The following is a 22,547-nucleotide window of genomic DNA, read 5'->3' as shown; positions in this document are numbered from 1 at the left end:
CCGGGACGGCCGCGGAAGAGCGGGAACTCAGCGCTCGGTGATGGGCACGAACTGGCGCTCGGCCGCACCCGTGTACAGCTGCCGCGGACGGCCGATCTTCGTGGTCGGGTCGGCCGCCATCTCGCCCCACTGCGCGATCCAGCCGGGGAGCCGGCCGAGGGCGAACAGCACCGTGAACATCTTCGTCGGGAAGCCCATGGCCTTGTAGATCAGGCCGGTGTAGAAGTCCACGTTGGGGTAGAGCTTGCGGGAGACGAAGTAGTCGTCGGCCAGCGCGATCTCCTCGAGCTGGAACGCGATGTCCAGCAGCGGGTCCGGGCGCTCCATCGTGGACACGACCTCCTGGGCCGCCTTCTTCACGATGGCGGCGCGCGGGTCGTAGTTCTTGTAGACCCGGTGGCCGAAGCCCATCAGCTTGACGCCCTTCTCCTTCGCCTTGACGCGGCGGACGAAGGACTGCACGTCGCCACCGTCGGCGCGGATGCCCTCGAGCATCTCGAGCACCGCCGAGTTGGCGCCGCCGTGCAGCGGGCCGGAGAGCGCGTTGATGCCGGCGGCGACCGAGGCGAAGAGGTTGGCCTGGGCGGAGCCGACGAGGCGCACCGTCGACGTGGAGCAGTTCTGCTCGTGATCGGCGTGCAGCACGAACAGCATGTCGAGGATCTTGGCGACCTTCGGATCCACCTCGTAGTGCACGGTGGGCAGACCGAACGTCATACGCAGGAAGTTCTCGACGTAGTCGAGCGAGTTGTCCGGGTACGGCAGCGGGTGGCCGATGGACTTCTTGTACGCGTACGCGGCGATCGTCGGAAGCTTCGCCATCAGCCGGATCCCGGAGATCTCGACCTGCTCGGGGTCGGTCGGGTCCAGCGCGTCCTGGTAGAAGGTCGACAGCGCGGTGACGGCCGACGACAGCACGGCCATCGGGTGCGCGTCACGCGGGAAGCCGGAGAAGAAGGCGCGCATCTCCTCCTGCAGCAGCGTGTGCACGCGGATCTTGTCCGCGAACTCGGCCAGCTGCGCCGGCGTCGGCAGCGCGTCGTGGATCAGCAGGTACGACACCTCGAGGAACGAGGCCTTGCCCGCCAGCTGCTCGATCGGGAAGCCCCGATACCGCAGAATGCCGGCGTCACCGTCGATGTAGGTGATCGCCGACGCGCACGAGGCCGTGTTCACGAACCCCTGGTCGAGCGTGACGTAGCCGGTCTCCTTGAGGAGGGCGCTGATCTCGATCCCGCCCGGGCCCTCGACGGCCTCCCGTACCGGCAGGGACAACTGGCCACCGGGGTGGTCGAGCTTGACATCCGTCATGTATTTCCCTCACTTCACCGGCAGATGTCGCCAATAACCTGCCGTTCACCGTAAACCCTCAAGCTGAACGGGTCATCAGGCGGTCGACCGCTGAGGGATTGATCACCGTCCGCCCTTCCCGGGAACACCATAGATAATGGTCTGTGGACCGCGTCGTCGCGGTGCGGAGTCGGTGGGTGCGGAGGTGGTGAACCGATGCAGATGTACGGACCTGCTCCTGTCGTCGTCGGTGTGCACGGGACCTCGGGCGGGCTCAACGCCGTCCGCCTGGGCGCCCGCGAGGCGGTGGCACGCGGGCAACCACTGAAGATCCTGCACACATTCTCCTGGTCCGGCACCCGTTCCGTAGATGATCCTCCCGATTACGCCGCCGCGCGACACCGGGCCGGCATGATCGTGCAGCGGGCGGTCACCGCCGCCGAGCGCAGCGTCCCCGGCGTACGGGTCAGCGGCCTGCTCGTGGACGGCCAGCCGGTGCGCGAGCTGCTGCGCCAGAGCCGTACCGCGTCCCTGGTGGTGCTCGGCGACGACGATCTGGCGAGCGTCCCGCGCCTGCCCGACGACTCGGTGCTCGTGCAGACCGTCGCCCGCGCCCGCTGCCCGGTGCTGGTCGCGCGGGGTCTGCGCCCCCATGCCGGGCCGCTGATCGTGGCGATCGACGGCTCGTCCTGCTCGCTCGGCGCGCTGCGGCTCGGCGCGCAGGAGGCACAGCGCCGCCGGGTCGCGCTGGAAGTGGTGCATGTGGCCACGAAGCCCGCGGAGGAGGCGGCCGGCCGCCGGCTTCTGGAGGCCGCCGTACGCGACGTCCCCGAGCCCGCCCGCGCCCGGATCCGGCTGCTCACCGGAGAACCTGGCCCAACCCTCGTACGCACCTCCCGGTCGGCGCGCATGATGATCGTGGGGCCGCGCGGCACCGGCAGCACCTCGCTGCTCGGCGCCGTGGCGGGCGAGTTGGTGCGCCGCTGCGCCTGCCCGACGATGGTCGTCCACGGAATCCCTGCCGTGCGGGGCCCGGACAACGGTACGGTGCCCACGGCTGAGGCGCTGATGAGCTGACCGGACGCAGGGGGCGATGCGGAGTGCGATCCACTGCTCCGCCGTCCCGTGCGCACCTGTGGTGGCGGGTGTTCGCCGTGGGTGGCGTGGCCGCGACGGTGCTCTACGTCCTCGACCTGTCCCCGGCAGTCGACGCGGTGTGCTTCGCCGCCATCGCCCTGACCACGATCGTGGCCTGCTTCACGGCCCCGCGCCGGCTCGGCGCGCGCCCGCGCGCCGCCTGGATCGCCATGGGCGCGGCCGCGGCCTGCTTCCTGGCGGGCGTCCTGCTCCGGCCGTACGTGACCGCGCAGCCGCTGATCGCCGACGCCGCGACGGTCCCCGGGTACGCGCTGCTGAGCGTGTACTTCGCGCTGCTGCTGCGGTCCCGGGGCAGCACCGAGCGGCACGCCGTGCTCGACGGTCTCATCGTCTGCCTCGCCGGCGGGCTGGCCAGCGCGTTGCTGCTCGCCGCCCCCACGGCCGCGCTCGCCGGCCGCCCCGCGATCCAGTCGGTGCTCGCCGCGCTGTACCCGCTGTTCGACGTGGTGCTGCTCGCCGCGTGCATCAACCTGACCTTCACCGCGCGGGTATGGCCGCCGTCGCTGGCGGCGCTCGTGTCCGGCACCGCGCTCATCGTGACCGGCGACATGGCGTACGCGGTCATCGGCGTGTCCGGGCAGACGTACGCGTCCCCGCTGCTGGACGTGCCGTTCCTGCTCGCGTACACGATGCTCGGGGTGAGCGCCCTGCACCCGTCGGTGGTGCAGCTGGGCCGCGCCGACCGGCATCCCGTGCAGGCCTGGTCCTGGCAGCGCATGCTGCTGCTGGCGCCCGCCGTGGCCACGCCGTTCGTGCTGCTGGTGACCGTCGGCGGCACCTCGGCGGCGTTCCGGCTGCTGATCGGCGCGTGCGGCCTGGCGATCGTGACGCTGCTGGTCCTGCGCGCGGTCTCGGCCGTCCAGGCGCACGTGGCCGCCCAGCTGCACTCCGAGTACCAGGCGATGCACGACCCGCTGACCGGGCTGCCGAACCGGCGCCGGATCACCGCGGAGGTGGAGCGGCTCGCCGCCGCCACGCCGGCCACCGGGCCCCGGCGGGTCTGGGTGTGCTTCCTCGACCTCGACGGGTTCAAGTGGGTCAACGACTCGTGGGGCCACGACGCGGGCGACCAGCTCGTCATCGAGGTGGCACGCCGGCTGCGCGCCGCGGTGCCACCCGGCGTCATGCTGGCCCGGGTCGGCGGCGACGAGTTCGTGGCGGCCGCCGCCTGCGACGAGCCCGCCGCGCTGCGGCTCGTCGACGCGGTCCAGAGCTGCTTCGCCAAGGCGGTGCCCGTACGCGACACCGAGGTGGTCATCAGCGCCTCGATCGGGCTCTCGCACGCCCCCGGCGGCGGTGACCCGGCGAAGGCCGCCGAGGCCCTGCTGCGCGACGCCGACACGGCCATGTACCGGTCCAAGGCCGAGGGCCCGGGCCGCGCCACGATCTTCGACGCCTCCATGCACGACCGGGTCCGCGAGCGCATCGAGCTCGAGGGCGCCCTGCGGACGGCCCTGGCCGAGGACCAGCTCACGGTCGTCTACCAGCCGATCGTCCGGCTGGACACCGGCCGGCCGTGCGCCGCGGAGGCCCTCGTGCGCTGGCACCACCCGCAGCGCGGACCGATCCCGCCGATGACGTTCATCCCGGTCGCCGAGGACTCCGGCCTGATCGACGCGCTCGGCACGTTCGTCCGCAACGAGGCGCTACGGCAGCTGGCGAGCTGGCGCGCCGACGGCACGGTCGACGCCGGCTTCTACCTGTCCATCAACGTCTCGCCCCGGCAGCTCGCCGATCCGCGGCTGGCCCAGATCGTCGCCGGGGAGCTCACCCGGCACGGCGTGCCCGCGTCGGCGGTGGCGCTGGAGATGACCGAGTCGGTGATGGCCGACGGCGGCGGCGCGGCGGCCCGGGTGCTGTTCGAGCTGCGCGAGCTGGGCGTACGGCTGCTCGTCGACGACTTCGGCACCGGCTTCTCGGCGCTGGGCTACCTGCGGCAGTTCCCGGTCACCGGGGTGAAGATCGATCGGTCGTTCGTCAGCGGGCTGGGTGAGAGCGCCGAGGACGAGGAGATCGTGCGGGCCGTCGTGGCGATGGCGCGGGCGCTGGGCCTGAGCATCGTCGCCGAGGGCGTGGAGACCCGTACGCAACGCGACGCGCTCGCCGCCGTGGGCGTCACCCAGGCCCAGGGCTGGCTCTGGGGGCCCGGCGTTCCCGCCGGTGACTTCGCCCTGCACTGGGCCGCGGACCGGGACGTGCCCGGACCCGCCCCGGTGGTCGTGCGTCACCCGTGAGGGCGTCAGCTTTCCCAGGACGTGACAAAGGTCTCCCCGACCCCTGGCGTACCGCCGTGCGGGTCCGGCATTATTCGCTGCGCCGGGGTCCTCGCATCGGACCTCGCGCTGCCGATCATGGGGACAAGGGAGGCGACACATGGCGACTTTGATCGGATCCGACGGCTCGGTGATCTGGCTCGTGGCCGTCCTGCTCGTCCTGGCCTCCGGCCTCGCCGCCGCGCTGCTCGCCGCCACCCGCGCCGACGCCGCCCCGATGCGCGCGCCGCGCCGGTCGCCGGACCGGCCCGGCCGATTCGCCCCGGAGCGCTGACCGGCGCCGGGCCGCCCGATACGGCAGGCTGGGCGGATGCGCTTCGCCACCTGGAACGTGAACTCGGTCAAGGCCCGCCTGCCCCGCCTGCTGGAGTGGCTCGAGCAGACCCGGCCCGACGTGCTCTGCCTGCAGGAGACCAAGGTCAGCGCCGACGCCTTCCCGGCCACCGAGGTCGCCGGCCTGGGCTACGAGACCGCCGCGTACGGCCAGGGCCGCTGGAACGGTGTGGCGCTGCTGTCGCGCATCGGCCTCGACGACGTCCGGCGCGGCTTCGACGGCGAGCCCGGATACCCCGATCCCGAGGCCCGTGCCATCAGCGCCACCTGCGGCGGCATCCGCTTCACCTCGATCTACGTGCCGAACGGGCGTACGCCGGAGGACCCGCACTACGCGTACAAGCTCTCCTGGCTGGCCGCGCTGCGGTCGGCGCTGGCCGAGCAGAAGGGCCCCGCCGTGCTGGCCGGGGACTTCAACGTCGCCCCCGCCGATGACGACGTCTGGGACCGCCGGGTCTTCGACGGCTCCACGCACGTGACCCCGCCCGAGCGCGACGCCCTCGCCGCCCTGCGTGACCTGGGCTTCTCGGATGTCGTGCCGCGTCCGCTCAAGGGCGACCATCCGTTCACCTACTGGGACTACCGTGCCGGGATGTTCCACCAGAACAAGGGCATGCGCATCGACCTCGTGTACGCGACGGCCGACGTGGCCGCCGCGGTCCGCGACGCGGTCGTGGACCGGGAGGCGCGCAAGGGCAAAGGACCCTCCGATCACGCGCCGATCGTGGTCGACACCGACCCCGGTTCCACCTTCTCCAGCCGCGACGCCCGCCCGGCCTGCGCGTAGGCTGGGTCGGATTGTGCATCTGCAGGCGGGGAGACACGGAAGGGAGGACCGCGGTGACGGCACAGCTGCCCATTCAGCAGAACACCGGCACGATGGCGATCGGTCCGCCGATCCCGGCCCCCGCGCTGCTGCGCGCGGCGCTGGACGCCTCCAGCGAGGCGATCATCCTCTGCGCCGCCGATACCGACACGGTGGTGCTGGTCAACGCGGCGGCCGCCGAGCTGGTGCCCGCGCTGCGACCGGGTGACCACGCGGACGACGGCCCGCTCCCGGCCCTGGCCCGGGCCACCGCGGAGGGCGCCGAGACGTTCACCGCGGAGCATGAGGGCCGCACCCTGTCCGGGCGGCGCCGGCCGCTCGGCGACGACCACTACGGATGGTACCTGCGCGACTGCACCGAGGAGTACCGGCGGTCGCAGGCCTTCGACACCGAACGCGCCCGCACGGCGTTCCTCGCCGAAGCGGGACGGCGGCTGTCCGCGTCGCTGCACCAGCGGCGCTGCCTGCGGACGACCATCGAGCTGGCCACGTCGCACCTCGCCGACGCCGCGATCGTGGTGCTGCCGGCGGCGCGCCGGCAGAGCGAATGGATACGGCTGGTCGGCGGCGGCACGGCCGATGAAGGGACGCTGCGCGAGGAGCTGCTCGGCGAGGTCCCCGGGCTGGAGGAGGCGCTGGCCGGCTTCCCGCCGATCCCGAGTCGCTGGCTCGACGCCCACCAGGTGCCCGCGTGGCTGCTGCCCGAGGACTTCGGCGAGGTGGGCGCGCTGCTCGTCACCCCGCTGCCCGGTAACGCGGAGCCCGCCGGCGCACTGATCCTGGCCCGCCGCGACCACGGCACGGTCTTCTCACCCGAGGACGAGATGCTGGCCCGCATCTTCGCGGCGCGCGCCGGAGCCGCCATCTCGGCTGCCGCGCTCTACCGCGAGCAGGTCGACACGGCCGCGATCCTGCAGGCCGACCTGCTTCCCCCGGACCTGCCCCAGCCCGAGGGCATCGAGCTGGTCGGCTCGTACCAGGCGGCCCGGGACGCGCTGCGCATCGGCGGCGACTTCTACGACGTCTTCGAGCCCACCGAGCGCAACCCGCGCACCGTCGTCGTGCTCGGCGACGTCTGCGGCAAGGGCCCCGAGGCCGCCGTGCTCACCGGCAAGATCCGCCAGACCCTGCGCGCGCTGTGCCTGGTCGAGGAGGATCCGGCGGTCATGCTCAAGGTGCTCAACCGCGCGCTGCTCGGCTCCAGCCGCCAGCACCGGTTCGTCACGCTGGTGCTGGGTGCGATCAGCCGCGCCGAGCACGGCCGCGTCCGCATCGACCTCGCCACCGGCGGACATCCCGTGCCGCTGGTGCTGCGCACCGACGGCACCGTCGAGCAGGCTCCGGTCAAGGGCACGCTCGTCGGGGTCGTCCCGGAGATCACCGTACGGCCGGCCACGATCGAGCTCGCCCCCAGTGAGATGTGCCTGATGTACAGCGACGGCCTCACCGAGGCGCGCGGCGGCGGCAGCGGCCACGAGCAGTACGGCGAGGCCCGCCTGCGTGACGCCCTCGCCAGCTGCCGGGGCATGCCCGCCGACGCGGCCGTCGAACGGGTCCGCCAGCTCGTCTCCGACTGGGTCCACGGTGGCGTCCGCGACGACATCGCGATGCTGGCCGTCCGGGCGCCGGCGCGCACCAAGCTCAGCCTGATGGACACCGGCACGCCGGCCGGGTCCCCGTTCGCGATCGACGCCCGGCGGGGTGACAGGAGGTACCGCTCCCGCTGATGACCGTCTTCACCTCGAACCCGCCCCGTTCGCTCGACGACCCCGGGATCGGCGACCAGTTCCTCAACCTGGTCGGCGACGGCGACGAGTACGGCGCCGTCGACCTGGTCACCGAGTTGCTCGACAACCACGTACCGGCGCAGCGCATCATGCTCGACCTCATCGCGCCCACCCAGAGCCGCGTCGGCGAGCTCTGGGCGGCCAACGAATGGTCGGTCGCCCGCGAGCACGCCGCGACGGCGATCAGCGAACGGGTCCTGGCGGCCGTGGCGGCCCGCACGACCGTGCGCCCCACCCGCGGGCGCATCACGGTCGCCTGCGTCGACGGCGAATGGCACGCGCTGCCGGTCCGGATCCTCGGCGAGATGCTGCGCCTCGACGGCTGGCGGGTCGACTTCCTCGGCGCCAACGTCCCCGGCCCGCACCTGGTCACCCACCTGCACCAGACCGGCCCGGACGCGGTCGCGCTCAGCTGCATGATCGCGACCCGGCTGCCCCGCGCGCACGCCGCCGTCACCGCGTGCCGGTCGGTGGGCGTGCCGGTCATCGCGGGCGGCCGCGGCTTCGGCCCGGACGGCCGCTGGGCCCAGCGACTCGGCGCCGACGCCTGGGCGGCCGGCGCGGAGGAGGCGGTGGACCGGCTCGCGCACCAGTGGCCGCCGGTCGTCGGGGACCCGTACGAGACGGCGTTCCTCGGCGACGACGAATACACGTACGTCGTGCGCGCCCGTGGCGCCCTCGTCCGTACGGCGCTCGAGAAGCTGGCCGCCACCTATCCGCCGATGGCCGCGTACGACCAGCGCCAGCACGACGCCACGGTGGAGGACCTCGGCCACATCATCGACTTCCTCGCGGCGTCGCTGTACGTCGGCGACCAGAAGGTCTTCACGGACTTCGTGGAGTGGACCGCCGCGGTGCTGGAGGCACGGGCGGTGCCCCCGGTGGCGTTGCAGGTGGGGTTGCGCCTGGTGAAGGACCAGTTGCGCGACTATCCGGCGGCCTGCGCGACGCTCGAGGCCGGCCTGCGCCTGACCGCGCGGTAGACAAGACCGCGGTGGACGAGACCGCGCGGTGGACGAGACCGCGCGGTGGACAAGACCGCGCGGTAAATAGGTCGCGCGGGTGGGTGGCCGCCACTAACGTGACGGCATGATCTCCTGACAGCTACCCCGTTCGCCTCTCCGGATCCCCGGCCGTTCCGCGCGCCGGCCCGGATCGAGGCCCTGCCGCATCCTCCGGCACCGGGTGGTTCCGGCGGCGCAGCCCGCCGTGGGTCCGCCGCAACCGGCTCCCGGGCTCACCTTCCGCTCTTTCAGGAGGCACCCTTGCCTGCTCAGCCCTTCGCCGTCCACGTCGACGCCGACGACCTCGCCCGCCGCGACCTGGCGGCCGCCGTACCCCTGCCGCCCGTGACCGCGGGCGGCGACGATCGCAAGAGCGGCGCCGCGGATCACCACGGCGCCCGTGACAGCCGCCAGGCCGCCCGGGAACGCTCCGGGCGAGCCCGGTCCGGCCGGGCCGCGGGTGCGGCCTCGGGTCGCTCGTACGCGTTCCGCCGCAGCTGATCCCGCCGCGCCGGCCGCGTTCGTCCGACCGGCACGGCAGTGGGCCGGGACCTTCACGGGTCCCGGCCCACTGCCGTATCGGCCCGGCAGCGCGCACACGCCCGCGCGCCACCCGGCCCGGTTCACCTCGGCCGGGTCAGCCGACCCGGGCCCACACGTCGTCGAGCAGGCCGTGGAACATGTCGCTGCGGGTGTGGAAGTTGGGGCCGCCGATGCGCAGCGGCAGGTTGTTGGAGATCGACAGGGTGGCCGGGATCGTGACGTGGCCGCGGGCGGTCCCGTCGATGTAGACCGTCAGGTTCGCGCCGGAACGCTGGCACATGACGTCGTGCCACTTGTTGTCCGCGATGCCGACGGAGGAGCGCACGATGTGGGCGACCGCCTTGTCGGAGCCGGTGCCGATCACGACGCACTGGGCCTTGCCCTGGTTGGCGCCGATCTGCATCTTCCACTGGCTGTCGGTGTCCGCCACGCCCTTCTGCATGACGTTCGACGAGTCGGTGACCTGCGCCTTGGTGAGGCGTACGGTCGCGCCCCAGCGGAACAGCCGGGTGCCCGGGTCGAGGTCCGCGTCGTCGGTGCCCTCCAGCAGGACGCGGGGGCAGGTGCGCGCCGTGGCGGCGCAGGGCGCGGTGAACGCGGCGTACTTGTCGGAGGTCGTGCCGTTGAAGTGCACGCTGCCGCCGTCCGCCCGGCGGACGGTGAGGGCGGAGCCGCGCCCGGAACGATCGGCGATCTTGCCGCCGCCGACGGTTCCGGTGTCGAACGTGTAGCGCGCGACCGTGACGGGGGCGGAGGCCGCAGGGGCCGCAGGGGCCGCAGGGGCCGCAGGGGCCGCGACGGGGCCGGCCGTACGAGCGGGGGCCGCGGACGCCGGCGCGGGCAGAGCTGCGGTGGCGAGGGCGGGCAGGGACAGGATCAGTGCGGTGAGTCTCGAGTGGTGGTGCATGACTAAAACGTACTTTCGGCCCATAAAGGCGCGAAGCACGCGGGCTCCGCGTTTCGGGCAGGGAATCAGAGCAGTCCGGCCGACTCCGCAATCATGCAGACGGCCACAAGTCGCATCAGGTGCCACTCGGCGGCGAGCCAGGCGGAACCCGAGACGTACGCGTGCCCCGGCTGCGGCACCGGCCGGCCCATCCGCTCGGCGGCCGCGGCGATCGACTTGGCGTACGCGGCGAGACCGTCGGCGTCGATCTCCCGGCCGGCCTGCTGCAGGGCGTCGCGGACGGCGGCGGCGTGCTGGTCGACCTGGGCGAGCAGGCCGGCGTCCGCCAGCGCGGCGGCGAGGCCGTCGACACCGACCCGCGCCATCATCTCGTCCAGCAGCGCGCGGGCCGGGTCGACGGCGGGAGCGGCGGCGTGGACCGGGGCGAAGGCGAGGAATTCGTTCGTCATGGGAAGGACGCTAGGGCCTCCGGCGGCTCCGTGACAGGCGGGTAACCGAACGGCACCCGACCGCTTTCCGCAGCGCACCTCCGGCTCCTCGGAAAAGGGCCCTCGAGGGTCAGGCGGGGAGCTGGTCCATGGCCTTGAAGATGCGCTTGTCCGACACCGGGTACGCCGTGCCGAGCGACTGCGCGAAGAAGTTGATCCGCAGCTCCTCGAGCATCCACCGGATCTCGCGCAGCCCCTCGTCGGCCGGCCCGCCCCGCGGGAGCTCGGCGCGCAGCTCACGGTATTCCGCCTCGATCTCGTGCAACTGCCCCATCAGCTGCCGGTCGCGCGCCAGCGTGCCGCCGAGGCGGTCGAGGCGATACGCGATGCCCTTGAGGTAGCGCGGCAGGTGGTGCAGCTGGCGCCAGCCGGTGTCGGTGACGAAGCCCGGGTACACCAGGCTCTTGAGCTGCGCCCGGATGTCCGCGAGCGCGGGCACGAGCGCCGGGTCGCGGGTGGTGCTCAGCCGCTGGCCGATCTCGTACGCGGTCGCCAGGACCGCCTGCACCTGCTTCACCACGGTGGCCGTGGCGTCCACCAGCTCGGCGCGTACCTCCTCGCGCAGGGCGGTGAAGGCCTCCGACGACCAGGCCGGGCCGCCGGCGTCCTGCACGAGCCGGTCGACGGCCGCGCCCGCGCAGTCGTCGAGCAGCTCCGCGATCGAGCGGTACGGGTTACCCCGCGACAGCTCGAGCTTCGCCCGGTTGTCGAGCCGTCCCTGCAGGTAGCGGGCCGCCGGGGGCAGGGTGAGCAGCAGCAGCCGGCGGGTGCCCGCGCGCATCGCCTCGCGCTGCTCCGCCTCGGTCTCGAAGACGCGGATCGCCACGCTGTCGCCCTCGTCGGCGAGCGCCGGGTACACCGTGACCTCGTAGCCGCCCCGGATCTGCTTGACGGTGCGGGGCAGCGTACCGAAATCGTTGGTGCGCAGGCCGCGCCGCTCGATGTCGCCGGCGGCGGCCGAGATGGTCTCCTGCACCTTGGGCGCGAGGCTGGTGCGCAGCACCTCGAGGTCGCGGCCCTCCCCCACCACCTGGCCGTCCTCGCCGACGACCCGGAAGTTCATCCGCAGGTGCTCCGGCACCTGGCCGGGCCGCCACGCGTCGCGGGGCACCACGACGCCGGTCAGGCGGCGCAGTTCGTCGCCGACCGCGTCGCTGAGCGCGCCGCGGCGGGCCGGGATGCGGGCGAGCACGGCGTCGGCCCAGTCCGGTACGGGCACGAAGCTGGTACGCAGCTGCTTGGGCAACGCCCGGATCAGGGCGATGATGATGTCCTTGCGCAGACCCGGCACGTTCCAGCCGAAGTCGTCCACGTCGAGCTTGTTGAGCAGCGGCAGCGGGACCTGCACGGTGACCCCGTCCGCCGCCTTGCCCGGCTCGAACTGGTAGCTCAGCGGCAGCCGGACGCCGCCGGCGAGCCACGCGTCGGGGTAGGCGGCCGGGTCGACCGCGTCGCGCCCGGCGTTGACGAGCTGCTCCCGGGTGAAGGTGAGCAGCTGCGGATCCTCGCGCCGGGCCTTCTTCCACCAGGCGTCGAAGTGCCGCGCCGAGACCACGTCGGCGGGTATGCGGGCGTCGTACAGGGCGTACACGGTTTCGTCGTCGACCATGATGTCGCGCCGGCGGGCCCTGTTCTCGATCTCCTCGATGCGGGCCAGCAGCTTCGCGTTGTCGGCGAGGAACGCGTGGTGGGTGTCCCAGTCGCCCTCGACGAGCGCGTGCCGGATGAACAGCTCGCGGGACAGGGCCGGGTCGACGCGCCCGTAGCCGACCTTGCGCCGGGGCACGATCGGCAGGCCGTACAGGGTGACCTTCTCGTACGCCATGACGGCGCCCTGTTTCTTCTCCCAGTGCGGCTCGCTGTAGCTGCGCTTCACCAGGTGCGGGGCGAGCTTCTCGGCCCACTCGGGCTCGATCCGGGCGTTGACCCGGCCCCACAGCCGGGAGGTCTCCACCAGCTCGGCCGCCATGACCCAGCGGGGTTGCTTCTTGAACAGCGCGGAGCCGGGGAAGATCGCGAACTTCGCGCCGCGGGCGCCGAGGTACTCGCGCTTGTCGGTGTCCTTGAGGCCGATGTGGCTGAGCAGCCCGGCGAGCAGCGCGGTGTGGAACTGCTGGGCGTCGGGGACGCGCTCGTCGTCCTCGGTGATCGTCAGGCCCAGCCCGCGGGCGACCTGCCGCAGCTGTGAGTAGATGTCCTGCCACTCGCGGACCCGCAGGTAGTTGAGGAACTCGGAGCGGCACAGCCGCCGGAACTGGTTGCCCGACAGCTCCCGCTGCTTCTCGCGCAGATAGCGCCACAGGTTGAGGTAGGTGAAGAAGTCGGATTCCTTGTCGGTGAAGCGCCCGTGCTTCTCATCGGCCTGCTGTTGACGGTCCGCCGGCCGCTCCCGCGGATCCTGGATGGACAGCGCGGCCGCGACCACCATCACCTCGGCGACGCAGTCCTGCCTGCCCGCCTCGATGACCATCCGGGCCAGCCGCGGGTCGACGGGCAGCTGGGCGAGCTGGCGGCCCATCGGGGTCAGCTTGCCGCCTTCAGTCCGTTTGTGGGTGGTGGCGGGGTGGTTGGACGAGGGCTTGTCGAGGGCGCCGAGCTCCTCGAGGAGCTTGACGCCGTCGGTCACGTTGCGCCGGTCCGGCGGGTCGATGAACGGGAACGCGGCGAGGTCGCCGAGACCCAGATTGGTCATCTGCAGGATGACCGAGGCCAGATTGGTACGCAGGATCTCCGGCTCGGTGAAGGCGGGGCGCGCCTCGAAGTCCTCTTCGGAGTAGAGCCGGATGCAGATGCCCTCGCTGGTCCGCCCGCACCGGCCCGTGCGCTGGTTGGCGCTGGCCTGCGACACCGGCTCGATCGGCAGCCGCTGCACCTTGAGGCGGTTGCTGTACCGGGAGATCCGGGCGGTGCCGGGGTCGATGACGTACTTGATCCCGGGCACGGTCAGCGAGGTCTCGGCGACGTTGGTGGCGAGCACGACCCGGCGGCCGGTGTGGCGCTCGAAGACGCGGTGCTGCTCGGCGGCGGAGAGGCGGCCGTACAGCGGGACGACCTCGGTGTTGCGCAGGTCCTTCTTGTTCAGCGCGTCCGCGGTGTCGCGGATCTCCCGTTCGCCGCTGAGGAAGACGAGGATGTCCCCGCTGCTCTCCAGGCCCAGCTCGTCGACGGCGGCGGCGATGCCGTCCACCTGGTCGATCGGCTCCTCACGGCCCTCCTCGTCCTCGTCCTCCACCGTCTGCGTGACGAGCGGCCGGTGGCGGACCTCCACCGGGTAGGTGCGGCCGGACACCTCGATGACCGGGGCCGGGCCCTGAGGACCGGCGAAGTGCTCGGCGAACCGCTGCGTCTCGATCGTGGCCGAGGTGATGATCAGCTTGAGGTCGGGGCGCCGGGGCAGCAGTTGGTGCAGGTAGCCGAGGATGAAGTCGATGTTGAGGCTGCGCTCGTGCGCCTCGTCGATGATCAGCGTGTCGTAGCGGCGCAGCATCCGGTCGTGCTGGATCTCGGCGAGCAGGATGCCGTCGGTCATCACCTTGATCATGGTGTCCTCGGACACCTGGTCGGTGAAGCGCACCTTGTAACCCACGGTCGAGCCCAGCGGGGTGTTCAGCTCCTCGGCGATGCGCTCGGCCACCGTGCGGGCGGCGATGCGCCGCGGCTGGGTGTGCCCGATCTGCCCGCGCAGCCCCCGGCCCAGCTCGACGCAGATCTTCGGCAGCTGGGTGGTCTTGCCGGAACCCGTCTCCCCCGCCACGATCACGACCTGGTGGTCGCGGATGGCGGCGAGCAGGTCGTCCCGGCGCTGGCTGACCGGCAGGTCCTCGGGATAGGAGACCGCCGGCACGGACGCCAGGCGTGCCTCGCGCCGCTGCTCGGCGAGGGCGACCTCGTCGGCGAGCTGCGCCAGGACGGTGGCGCGTGCCGCCTCGTCACGGATCTTGCGCGTGCCCTCCAGCCGCCGCTGCAACCGGCGCTCGTCGCGGGGAAGCAGCTCGGACATCCTGCGACGGAGCTCGGCCGGGTTCGGGCTTATGGGGGTTACAGACATAACCGCTCAACAATAGAGACTGGCCGCCCGGAACGCCTGGTGATTATCGCCGCTGTCAGGACAGGGCGGAGAGGCCGTCGATCGCGGCCATCTCCGCGTCGGTGAGCAGGAAGCCGTCGAGACGCGCGTTGCTCGCGATCCGCTCCGGCGTGCCGCTCTTCGGGATGACGACGACGCCGTGCTGCAGGTGCCAGCGCAGCACCACCCGGGCCGGGTCGACGCCGTGCGCGGTGGCGATGCCGGTGAGCACGGGGTCGTGCAGGTTCGTCGTCTTGAACGGCGAGTAGCCCTCCACCACGATGCCGCGCTCGCGGTGCCCGGCGACGAGCTTGGGGTCGTACAGCTTCGGGCCCCAGCGGACCTGGTTGACCGCGGGCGTCACCCCGGTGGCGGCGATCAGCTCGTCGATGTCGTCGACGTCGTAGTTGCTGACCCCGATGGCGTGGGCGTGCCCCCGGTCGCGGGCGGCGACGAACTCCCGCCACACCGCCACCGACCTGCCCCGCCGCGGCGGCCAGTGGATCAGCCAGAGGTCGACGGCGTCCACGCCGAGCGCGCGGCGGCTGGCGTCCAGGGTGGCGCGCTCCTGACCGGCCCGTTCCGGCGGGAGCTTGGTGGTCAGGAAGACCTCGTCGCGGGGTACGCCGCTGTCGGCCAGCGCGCGGCCGACCTCCGCCTCGTTGCCGTACATGGTGGCGGTGTCGATGTGGCGGTAGCCGGCCTCGAGCGCCTCGCGCACCGCCTCGTACGCGGCGTTCCCCCGGATCTGCCAGGTGCCGAAGCCCAACAGCGGCATCGGGAGCGGGCCGCCGAGCGGCGCGGACGGAATCGTCATGGATTCCATCCTGCTACAAAACGCGACCCAGGCCGTTTCCCGTGCCCGCTTCGGTCTTTATGTCTGCCGACAACGTCGTCGGAGAAAGGGGCGCGGTGAACATGATCGTCGTCGCAGAGGACCACGAGGACATCCTGTTCGTGCTGCAGCGCGCCCTCGAACGCGCGGGCCACGAGGTGGTGGCCACCACCGACGGTGCCGCCGCGCTGGAGGCCGTCCGCCGGCACCGCCCGGACGTCGTGGTCACCGACGTCGACATGCCTCGGATGACCGGGCTGGATCTGTGCCGCGCCATCCGCGCCGACGAGCACCTGCGGCACATCCCCGTGGTCCTGGCCAGCGGGTCGCTGCTGCCCGGCGACGAGCGGGCGGCCGAGGTGGGCGCCACTGCGACGCTGCTCAAGCCGTTCCTGCCGGCCCAGCTCCTGGCGTGCGTCGCGGCGTTGCTGCCGCCACAGCAGGCCTGATCACCGGTGGCCCTGCGAGGGGTCCGGCGGCGGCCGGCGTACCGGGCCCGGCCGGTGGGGCCTCGACGCACGGCGGGCGGATCGCGGGCGGCCGGGCCGTCCCCGCCACGGCCGGCTGCGCCACAGCCTCGGCCTCGGCCCGCTCGGCGAGCGCCCGGTCCAGCGCCTCCTCGTCCCCGGCCGGCGCCGCGGTGGCCACGGGCAGGGTGAAGTGGAAGCGCGTACCCCCGCCCGGGTTGTCGGCGACCCCGATCGTGCCACCGTGCCGCTCCACGATGCGACGACAGATCGCCAGGCCGAGGCCGGTGCCCGCGTACCCCTCGGCGGTCCGGGCCCGGTGGAACGACTCGAAGATGGCCGGCTTGTCCTCGGCCGGGATGCCGATGCCACGGTCGGCCACCTCGACGCGGGTCCAGCCCTCGTCGGCCGGCCCGGCGGTGACGTCGATGCGGGCGGCGCGGCCGCGGGGCACGTACTTCAGCGCGTTGCCGATGAGGTTGTCGAGCACGTGCCGCAGCATCGCGGGGTCGGCGCGCACCTCCGGCAGCGGGCCCACGTACACGTCGGGCGGCGGCCCGGCCCCGGGCCGCAGATGCTCGGTGCGCTGCGCGACCACCTCGGCGACCAGCGGGCCCAGCGGCACGGCCCGCAGCTTCAGCGGCGCGTCACGCGACGTCGTGTACGCCAGCAGCGTGTCGATCAGCGCGGCCATCCGGTCGACCGCGCTCATGATCCGGCGCAGCGCGGCGCCCACCTCGGCGGTCTCGCGGCTCTCCGGGGCGTCGGCCAGCTCGTCGGCGGCGGTCTCGCAGTGCCCCCGGATGACCGCCAGCGGCGCCTTGAGGTCGTGCGCCACCACCCCGGCGAAGACGGCGAGGTCGTTCTCGTACCGGCGCAGCGCGGTGATGTCGTGGAAGACCGCGACGGCGCCGTGCTGCCCGGCGCTGGGATCGAGCGGCCTGCCGTCGACGCTGAGCAGGATGCCGTCCGGGCGCTGCTCGTTGCGGATCATCATCTCGACGCCGTCCGACACTTCTCCGCGCAGCCCCCGGACGAGCGGCATTTCCGCCAGCGGGAAGGGCGTGCGGCCGTCCGGACGGTAGATGCCGTAGTGCTCCTGCCACTCGCCGGGGCTGGTGGCGTCGAACGGGACGCCGAGCAACGCCTTGGCCGCCGGGTTGTGCAGCAAGAATGCGCCGTTCTCGTCCACCACGCCGACGCCGTCGCCGAGGCTCGCCATGATCGCGCCGAGCAGCCCCGCCTGCCGCCGGCTCTCCGCCTCGGCCGACCGCAGCTCAGCCGTCGCCACGAGCACCTGCGCGCGGGCCCGGGAACGGCCGGTCGCGAGCACCCAGACGAGGATGGCGAGCATGATCGTGAGCAGGGTGCCGCCGAGCAGGACGGTCGCCGGCGTGCCGTTGCGCGCTCCGGGGAGCCGGTGCGAATCGGCGCCGGTCAGCAGCGTCCACTGCCGGTCGGCCACCGGGAAGGTCGCCTGCCGGACGAGGTCCCGGCGGCCCGGCGCGTCGTACGAGGCCACCTTCAGGCGCCGGCCGCCGCCGTCGATCGCGTACAGCTCGCCGTCCAGCAGGCCCTGGCTGGCGGTACCGAGCACCCCGCCGAGGAAGTCCTGCCCGCGCAGCCCCATGGCGACCCAGCCCTGGAAGCGTGGCAGCTCATCGTCGGCGTCGGGCGCGGCGAACACGGGCGCGACGAAGATGAACGACAGCTGCCGCCGGACCAGCGGCACGGTCCGGTCACGCAGCAGCACGTACGCGTCCGACACGGTGGGCCGGCCGGTCCGGCGGGCCTCCAGCAGCGCGGCCGCCCCCTCGGGCGCGGCCGCCACGTCCAGGCCGCTGTCGGCGGGCGCGCTGTCGTTCAGCGTGCGCTGGAAGATCGAGAAGAGGTGGACGTCCGGGGTGCCACGCGGCTGCAGGGTGAGCCCGTCCGCGCCGCGGGAGCGCCAGAACCGTTCGGTCTCCTCGATGTCGCCGGTGGGCGTCGCGACGAGGAACGCCACCGACGTGGCGCCGACCAGGCCGGCCGTGTCCAGCGGCGCGGTGGCGGCGGCGAAGTCCCGGGCGGTCAGGTGGGTGTTCGTGCCCAGGCCGGCGGCCACGGCCTGCATGAGGTCCCGGTAGCGGCCGGTCTCGGCGGTCACGGCGGCGCGGGCGACGGCCGTACGCTGGTCCATCACCCGCGCGGCGGCGGCACGCTGGTCCTCGTGCAGCGCCCCGACGGTACGCAGCGTGACGGCGACGCCGACGACCAGCACGGCGACGGCGAGCAGCGGACCAGCGAGGCGCGCTCGCCGCGTCTCGCCGTACGCGATCGTCCCCCTGCTCCCCACCGAACGGAGCATAAAACGCAAATCGCCCCCGTCGGCGACGTTCTGCCGACGGGGGCGAGGATCACTCACTTACTTCCAGGTGTCGTACTGGTAGAGGTTCCAGGTCGCCATGATGCCGGTGACCTTGGTGTAGTAGTTGGGGTCCGTGGCGTAGCCGGCCTTCCAGACCTTCCAGATGAACTTGTTCGCGTCCTTGGAGTATTCGAACGCCGGCGCGTACCGAGGGTTCACGCGCAGGAAGCTGCCGTGGTCGCGGAACGAGTGCGCCTGGGTGGCGTACGTGCGGAAGGCCGCCGAGGTCGAGAAGCAGTTGCCGGCCTTCGTGCACTCGTTCGTCTTGTACACGTGGCAGCCGTTCGCCAGCTTGCCGTACGAGCCGTTCTGGCACTTGATCCCGAAGTAGTTCTTGTCCACCGAGGCGAGGCCGCTGCGGCCCCAGCCGGACTCGAGGATGGCCTGCGCGATCGTCACCGACGGCGGCACGCCGTACTCCCGCCAGCCGCGCTGCGCGCCGCCCACGGAGGCCCGGATGAACTGCTCGGGGGTCAGCGACACCGTGGGCGCGGGGGCGGTCGATCCGGTGCACGTCGGCAACCGGCCGGAATACATGTAGGCGTGCGAGATGTACTTGCCGGTCGACGTCCGGTCCCACTGGGTCGTGGTACGCACGGTGCCGGCGACGTTCTGCCCGGTCACCGCGCAAGCCAGGTTGATCTTGGCGCCGCTGTCGACCGCGGTCAGGACCGACGAGGCGGTCGACGGGGCCGAGCGCAGGTTGACCCGGCCGTCGAAGCTCTTGACCGTGCCGACGACGTACCTCTTGGCCCTGGCCGGCGGCTTCGCCTTGGTCGGCACGGCGGTGGGCGAGCTCGCCGCGCAGCGCGGGGCGGCCTTGGCGGACTTGACGTACGCGTGCGAGACGTACCGTCCGGTGCTCAGCCTGTCCCACGCGGTGGTGGTGCGGACGGCGCCGCGGACCTTCTGACCCGTCACGGTGCACGCGATCGTGACCTTCTGCCCGTTGCGCAGCGAGCCGACGGCCTTGGCGGCCAGCGAGGGCCCGGAGCGGACCTTGAGCGAGCCACTCACCTTGATGGTGGCTCTCACCCCGGCGGCGTTGGCCGCGCCGGGCGCCACGACCATCCCGGCTCCGAGCGCGGCGACCAGAAGCGGCCCCGTCAGCAGTCGTCGGGCGGTGGTGTGCAGCATGTAGGTCCCCTCCACAGCGGCGTCATCAACGTGTTCCGGCTCCGTTAGAAGGTGTCGGCGGGCCGTTGCGGACCCAGGCACCGCCCGGGTGCAGTCGAGTTGCCGCTCGCCGCGGGTGACGCCGCGGGCATCCGCGCCACCCGAGTGCTTGAAATTCACGCGGAATGGGCAATGCGGGACCGCCCCGCTGTGACGTTCAGGAGGAAACCGCCCATGACGGCCCTGGCCTCGCGCCCCGCCCCCACCGCCGACGCCGGCACGCCTCGCGCCCGCCGGGGCGTCAGCCATGTGCTGGCACACGCCTTCGTCGGCGTGCTCGCGGCCGCGGGTGTGGCGCTCGTGTACTACGCGTGCGTGCGTACGCCCCTGGGCCAGACGATCGACACGATGGCCATGCGGGGCGCCGACGTGCACCACCCCCGCGTGGTGCAGGTGCTGGACCGGGCGCTGAACGGCACGACGCTGGTGAGCCTCGTCGCCGTCTGCCTCGCCGCCGCCGCGATCGGCGTGATCCGCCGCCGCGCCGACCTGGCCATCGCCGCGGCGATCCTGGTGCTCGGCGCCAACGCCAGCACGCAACTGCTCAAGACCCACCTCACCCGGCCCGGGCTGGACGGCTTCCCGGCCCCCAACTCGTTCCCGAGCGGGCACACCACCGCGGCGGCCTCGGTCGCGTTCGCGCTGATCCTGGTGCTGCCGTTCGCCGTCCGCGGCACGGTCGCGCTGGTCGGGGCGGCGTACGTCACGATCATCGCCGTGGCCACCGTCTGGGCCGAGTGGCACCGCCCGAGCGACACCGTCGCGGCCCTGCTGGTCGTCCTCGCGTGGAGCGCCCTGGCATCGACGATCGTCCGCGCCCGCCGCGTCCGCATCACCGGCGTGACGGCCCGCCCGAACCGCCTCGCCATGCTGGTGTTCACCGTGATCGGCGCGCTCAGCTCGGTCGCCGCGCTGCTCGGCCTCGGCGCGGTCGCGCTCTCCGAGCGCGTCGTGCCGGACCTCGTCAACGGCCGCTTCGCGTTCGCGGCCGGCACCGCGGCGGTCACGGCCGCGGTCGCGGGCACCTTCGCGATCTGGGTACGCCTCGCCGCGGGCGACCAGCCCTCAACGCCGGACGCCGCCCCGGTCCCCGCCTCGGCGCAGTCCGGACCCCTCACCGACTGACATCTCCTTCAGGAGGAGGCACCCGATGACCACCCCGACCCCCGACCCCGCGATGCCCGGCACGTCCGGCGCCGTCCCGCCCGGCCCGGCCGGCGTCCCGGCCACCCCGGCGGCCGACCCCACGGCCCAGGCCACCATGCCCGGCGCCACCGTCTCGGTGGCGACGTACCCCGACTACGCGCTGGCCCAGCAGGCGGTCGACTACCTGTCGGACAACAAGTTCCCGGTCGAACGGACCAGCATCGTCGGCACCGATCTGCGGCTCGTGGAGAACGTCCTCGGCCGCATGACCACGGCCCGCGCCGCGCTCGCCGGAGCCGCCAGCGGCGCCTGGTTCGGCCTGTTCATCGGCCTCTTCTTCGGCATCTTCAGCGACTCCAACTGGGTCGGCGTCATCCTGCTGGGCCTGATCATCGGCGGCGTCTGGGGCGCCGTCTTCGGGGCGATCGCCCACGCCATGACCAGGGGCCGCCGCGACTTCGCGTCACGCAGCTCGCTGCAGGCCGCCCAGTACGCGGTCATCGTCGACGCGGAGGTCGCGGACGGGGCGCGGCAGCTGCTGACCCGGCTGAACTGGCAGAACAGCGGAGCCGGCTGAGCTCTGCGAGCATCGGCGCGCCGTCCCCGGTCACCCGGGGGCGGCGCATTCGCTTGCCGGCTGTAGCGCATGCACTACGATGTAGTGCATGGCCACCAGACCCGTCTCCATCCGCTTCGACCCGGACGTCCTGGCTCGGCTGCGACACCAGGCCGCAGCGGGCGCCGGCGGCAACGTCTCCACCCTCGCCCACCGCCTCGTCGACGAGGGGTTGCGGATGGCGGAGCACCCCGGGGTGATCTTCAAGCCCGGGCCGTCCGGCCGCCGCGCGGCGCTCGTCAACGGGCCGGACGTCTGGGAAGTGATCAAGTTTCTGCGGGAGATCGACGAGCGGGGCCCGGGCGCCCTCCTCGCCGCGGCAGAGGTGTTCGGCATCGACGTCAGCCGGATATCCGTAGCGGTCGGCTACTACGGCGACCACGGCGAAGAGATCGACCGTGAGATCGACGCTGCCGACGCCGCCTCCGCCCGAGCGGAACACGCCTGGGCCGTCCAACAGAGGCTCATCGCGTGAGCCAGCCGACGGAGCCCGCCATCCGCCTCCTGCTCGACGAGATGTTCTCTCAGACGATCGCCGACGCACTGCGAGCCAAGGGGCACGAGGTGGTCGCCCTTGTGGGGAACACGGAGATGCGGGCCATGCCGGACGAGGACGTCTATGCCTGGGCCGCTGCCAACGGCTACTGGCTGCTGACCGAGAACGTCCGGGATTTCCGCCCCATCATGCTGCAGTGCCGGCAGACCGGCACCGCGACCACAGGCCTGCTGTTCACGAGCAGCCGGACGTTCCCGCGCTCCCGCCAGAACATCGGACCACTGGTCGACGCACTGCACAGCTGGTTGAGTGCCGGACCGCCACCTCCGCCGATCATCGAGGACTGGCTGCAACCCGCCTGAGCCGGATCTGCTGTCATCGCCGCAGTGGCCGGAGGTAGCCGGCGTGCGGGACCGCCCCCGGGATCAGATCCAGTCACGGCTGACATCGTCGAACTACCGGCCTTGGAGCGGGCGCACGGTCAGCGGTCCCTCTCGAAACGACGGAACGCCGGCCCTGCGGGGGCCGGCGTTCCGTTCGGGTGTACTCAGAGGGTCTCGGCGGCGAGCTGGGTGCGCAGCTTGGTCAGGGCCTTGGTGAGCAGGCGGCTGACGTGCATCTGGGAGATGCCGACCTGCTCGGCGATCTGCGACTGGGTGAGGTTGCCGTAGAAGCGCAGGGTGAGGATCTTCTGTTCGCGCTCGTCGAGGCCGGCCAGGGCGGGGCCGA

General features: G+C 72.6%; 20 protein-coding genes. 12 read left to right on the top strand and 8 right to left on the bottom strand.

The genetic code is table 11. From position 1 onward, the window contains the following. Positions 1-27: 27 nt before the first annotated feature. On the bottom strand, positions 28-1,311 hold the full coding sequence (locus AB0K03_RS32425; protein WP_364692845.1) for a citrate synthase: 1,284 nt from the start codon (positions 1,309-1,311) through the stop codon (positions 28-30). A gap of 195 nt (positions 1,312-1,506) precedes the next feature. Here AB0K03_RS32425 and AB0K03_RS32420 point away from each other — a divergent pair, with 195 nt between their 5' ends. From AB0K03_RS32420 to AB0K03_RS32390, 7 genes are all read left to right on the top strand, one after another. Continuing rightward, positions 1,507-2,367, top strand: coding sequence for a universal stress protein (locus AB0K03_RS32420; protein ID WP_364692842.1), 861 nt, complete (start codon positions 1,507-1,509; stop codon positions 2,365-2,367). Positions 2,368-2,390: 23 nt separating this feature from the next. Further along, positions 2,391-4,682, top strand: a complete 2,292-nt coding sequence (locus tag AB0K03_RS32415) for an EAL domain-containing protein (protein WP_364692839.1) — start codon at positions 2,391-2,393, stop codon at positions 4,680-4,682. Positions 4,683-4,821: 139 nt separating this feature from the next. Continuing rightward, positions 4,822-4,995, top strand: coding sequence for a hypothetical protein (locus tag AB0K03_RS32410; protein WP_364692836.1), 174 nt, complete (start codon positions 4,822-4,824; stop codon positions 4,993-4,995). 36 nt (positions 4,996-5,031) lie between these two features. Beyond that, positions 5,032-5,841: an exodeoxyribonuclease III gene (locus tag AB0K03_RS32405; protein ID WP_364692833.1), complete on the top strand. Its 810-nt coding sequence runs from the start codon at positions 5,032-5,034 to the stop codon at positions 5,839-5,841. A 53-nt stretch (positions 5,842-5,894) separates the two neighbouring features. Next, a complete protein-coding gene (locus AB0K03_RS32400) occupies positions 5,895-7,607 on the top strand; it encodes a SpoIIE family protein phosphatase (protein WP_364692830.1) in 1,713 nt (570 codons plus the stop codon). Beyond that, positions 7,607-8,650, top strand: a complete 1,044-nt coding sequence (locus tag AB0K03_RS32395; protein ID WP_364692827.1) for a cobalamin-dependent protein — start codon at positions 7,607-7,609, stop codon at positions 8,648-8,650. Before AB0K03_RS32400 ends, AB0K03_RS32395 begins: the two co-directional genes overlap by 1 nt. Before the next feature lie 282 nt (positions 8,651-8,932). Then, a complete protein-coding gene (locus AB0K03_RS32390; RefSeq protein ID WP_364692824.1) occupies positions 8,933-9,172 on the top strand; it encodes a hypothetical protein in 240 nt (79 codons plus the stop codon). Between the two features lie 136 nt (positions 9,173-9,308). Here the strand turns inward: AB0K03_RS32390 and AB0K03_RS32385 are convergent, their stop codons facing one another. From AB0K03_RS32385 to AB0K03_RS32370, 4 genes are all read right to left on the bottom strand, one after another. Beyond that, complete coding sequence (locus tag AB0K03_RS32385) at positions 9,309-10,121, bottom strand: LamG-like jellyroll fold domain-containing protein (protein WP_364692821.1); 813 nt, start codon at positions 10,119-10,121, stop codon at positions 9,309-9,311. Positions 10,122-10,186: 65 nt separating this feature from the next. Further along, complete coding sequence (locus tag AB0K03_RS32380) at positions 10,187-10,570, bottom strand: DUF6401 family natural product biosynthesis protein (protein ID WP_364692818.1); 384 nt, start codon at positions 10,568-10,570, stop codon at positions 10,187-10,189. Positions 10,571-10,679: 109 nt separating this feature from the next. Continuing rightward, positions 10,680-14,657, bottom strand: coding sequence for an ATP-dependent RNA helicase HrpA (gene hrpA / locus AB0K03_RS32375; protein WP_364692815.1), 3,978 nt, complete (start codon positions 14,655-14,657; stop codon positions 10,680-10,682). A gap of 55 nt (positions 14,658-14,712) precedes the next feature. After that, positions 14,713-15,492: an aldo/keto reductase gene (locus AB0K03_RS32370; RefSeq protein WP_364692812.1), complete on the bottom strand. Its 780-nt coding sequence runs from the start codon at positions 15,490-15,492 to the stop codon at positions 14,713-14,715. 101 nt (positions 15,493-15,593) lie between these two features. On the opposite strand from AB0K03_RS32370, the gene AB0K03_RS32365 reads away from it, so the two are divergent. Next, positions 15,594-15,959, top strand: coding sequence for a response regulator (locus AB0K03_RS32365; RefSeq protein WP_364692809.1), 366 nt, complete (start codon positions 15,594-15,596; stop codon positions 15,957-15,959). On the opposite strand, the gene AB0K03_RS32360 is transcribed toward AB0K03_RS32365, so the two are convergent. Both AB0K03_RS32360 and gsmA read right to left on the bottom strand, forming a co-directional pair. After that, the gene (locus AB0K03_RS32360; RefSeq protein ID WP_364692806.1) at positions 15,892-18,312 is read right to left on the bottom strand and encodes an ATP-binding protein; all 2,421 of its coding nucleotides are present in this window, start codon (positions 18,310-18,312) and stop codon (positions 15,892-15,894) included. The two genes, AB0K03_RS32365 and AB0K03_RS32360, sit on opposite strands and share 68 nt — an antisense overlap. A gap of 69 nt (positions 18,313-18,381) precedes the next feature. After that, entirely contained in the window at positions 18,382-19,521 is a 1,140-nt protein-coding gene (gene gsmA / locus AB0K03_RS32355; protein WP_364692803.1) for a sporangiospore maturation cell wall hydrolase GsmA, read from the bottom strand. A gap of 213 nt (positions 19,522-19,734) precedes the next feature. On the opposite strand from gsmA, the gene AB0K03_RS32350 reads away from it, so the two are divergent. The 4 genes from AB0K03_RS32350 (at position 19,735) to AB0K03_RS32335 (ending at position 22,180) form a co-directional block, all read left to right on the top strand. Then, the gene (locus AB0K03_RS32350) at positions 19,735-20,685 is read left to right on the top strand and encodes a phosphatase PAP2 family protein (protein WP_364692800.1); all 951 of its coding nucleotides are present in this window, start codon (positions 19,735-19,737) and stop codon (positions 20,683-20,685) included. 25 nt (positions 20,686-20,710) lie between these two features. Then, entirely contained in the window at positions 20,711-21,283 is a 573-nt protein-coding gene (locus tag AB0K03_RS32345; RefSeq protein ID WP_364692797.1) for a general stress protein, read from the top strand. An 88-nt stretch (positions 21,284-21,371) separates the two neighbouring features. Beyond that, positions 21,372-21,797 (top strand): hypothetical protein, encoded by a 426-nt coding sequence (locus tag AB0K03_RS32340; RefSeq protein ID WP_364692794.1) that lies wholly within the window; start codon positions 21,372-21,374, stop codon positions 21,795-21,797. Next, on the top strand, positions 21,794-22,180 hold the full coding sequence (locus AB0K03_RS32335; RefSeq protein ID WP_364692791.1) for a DUF5615 family PIN-like protein: 387 nt from the start codon (positions 21,794-21,796) through the stop codon (positions 22,178-22,180). The genes AB0K03_RS32340 and AB0K03_RS32335 overlap by 4 nt, the downstream gene beginning before the upstream one ends. A gap of 185 nt (positions 22,181-22,365) precedes the next feature. On the opposite strand, the gene AB0K03_RS32330 is transcribed toward AB0K03_RS32335, so the two are convergent. Next, a partial coding sequence (locus AB0K03_RS32330) for a sigma-70 family RNA polymerase sigma factor (RefSeq protein ID WP_364692788.1) occupies positions 22,366-22,547 on the bottom strand: 182 nt, incomplete at its 5' end.

Source organism: Actinoplanes sp. NPDC049316, from assembly GCF_040677315.1.
Classification (GTDB): Bacteria; Actinomycetota; Actinomycetes; order Mycobacteriales; family Micromonosporaceae; genus Actinoplanes.
This window is presented reverse-complemented; position numbering and strand designations above follow the sequence as displayed.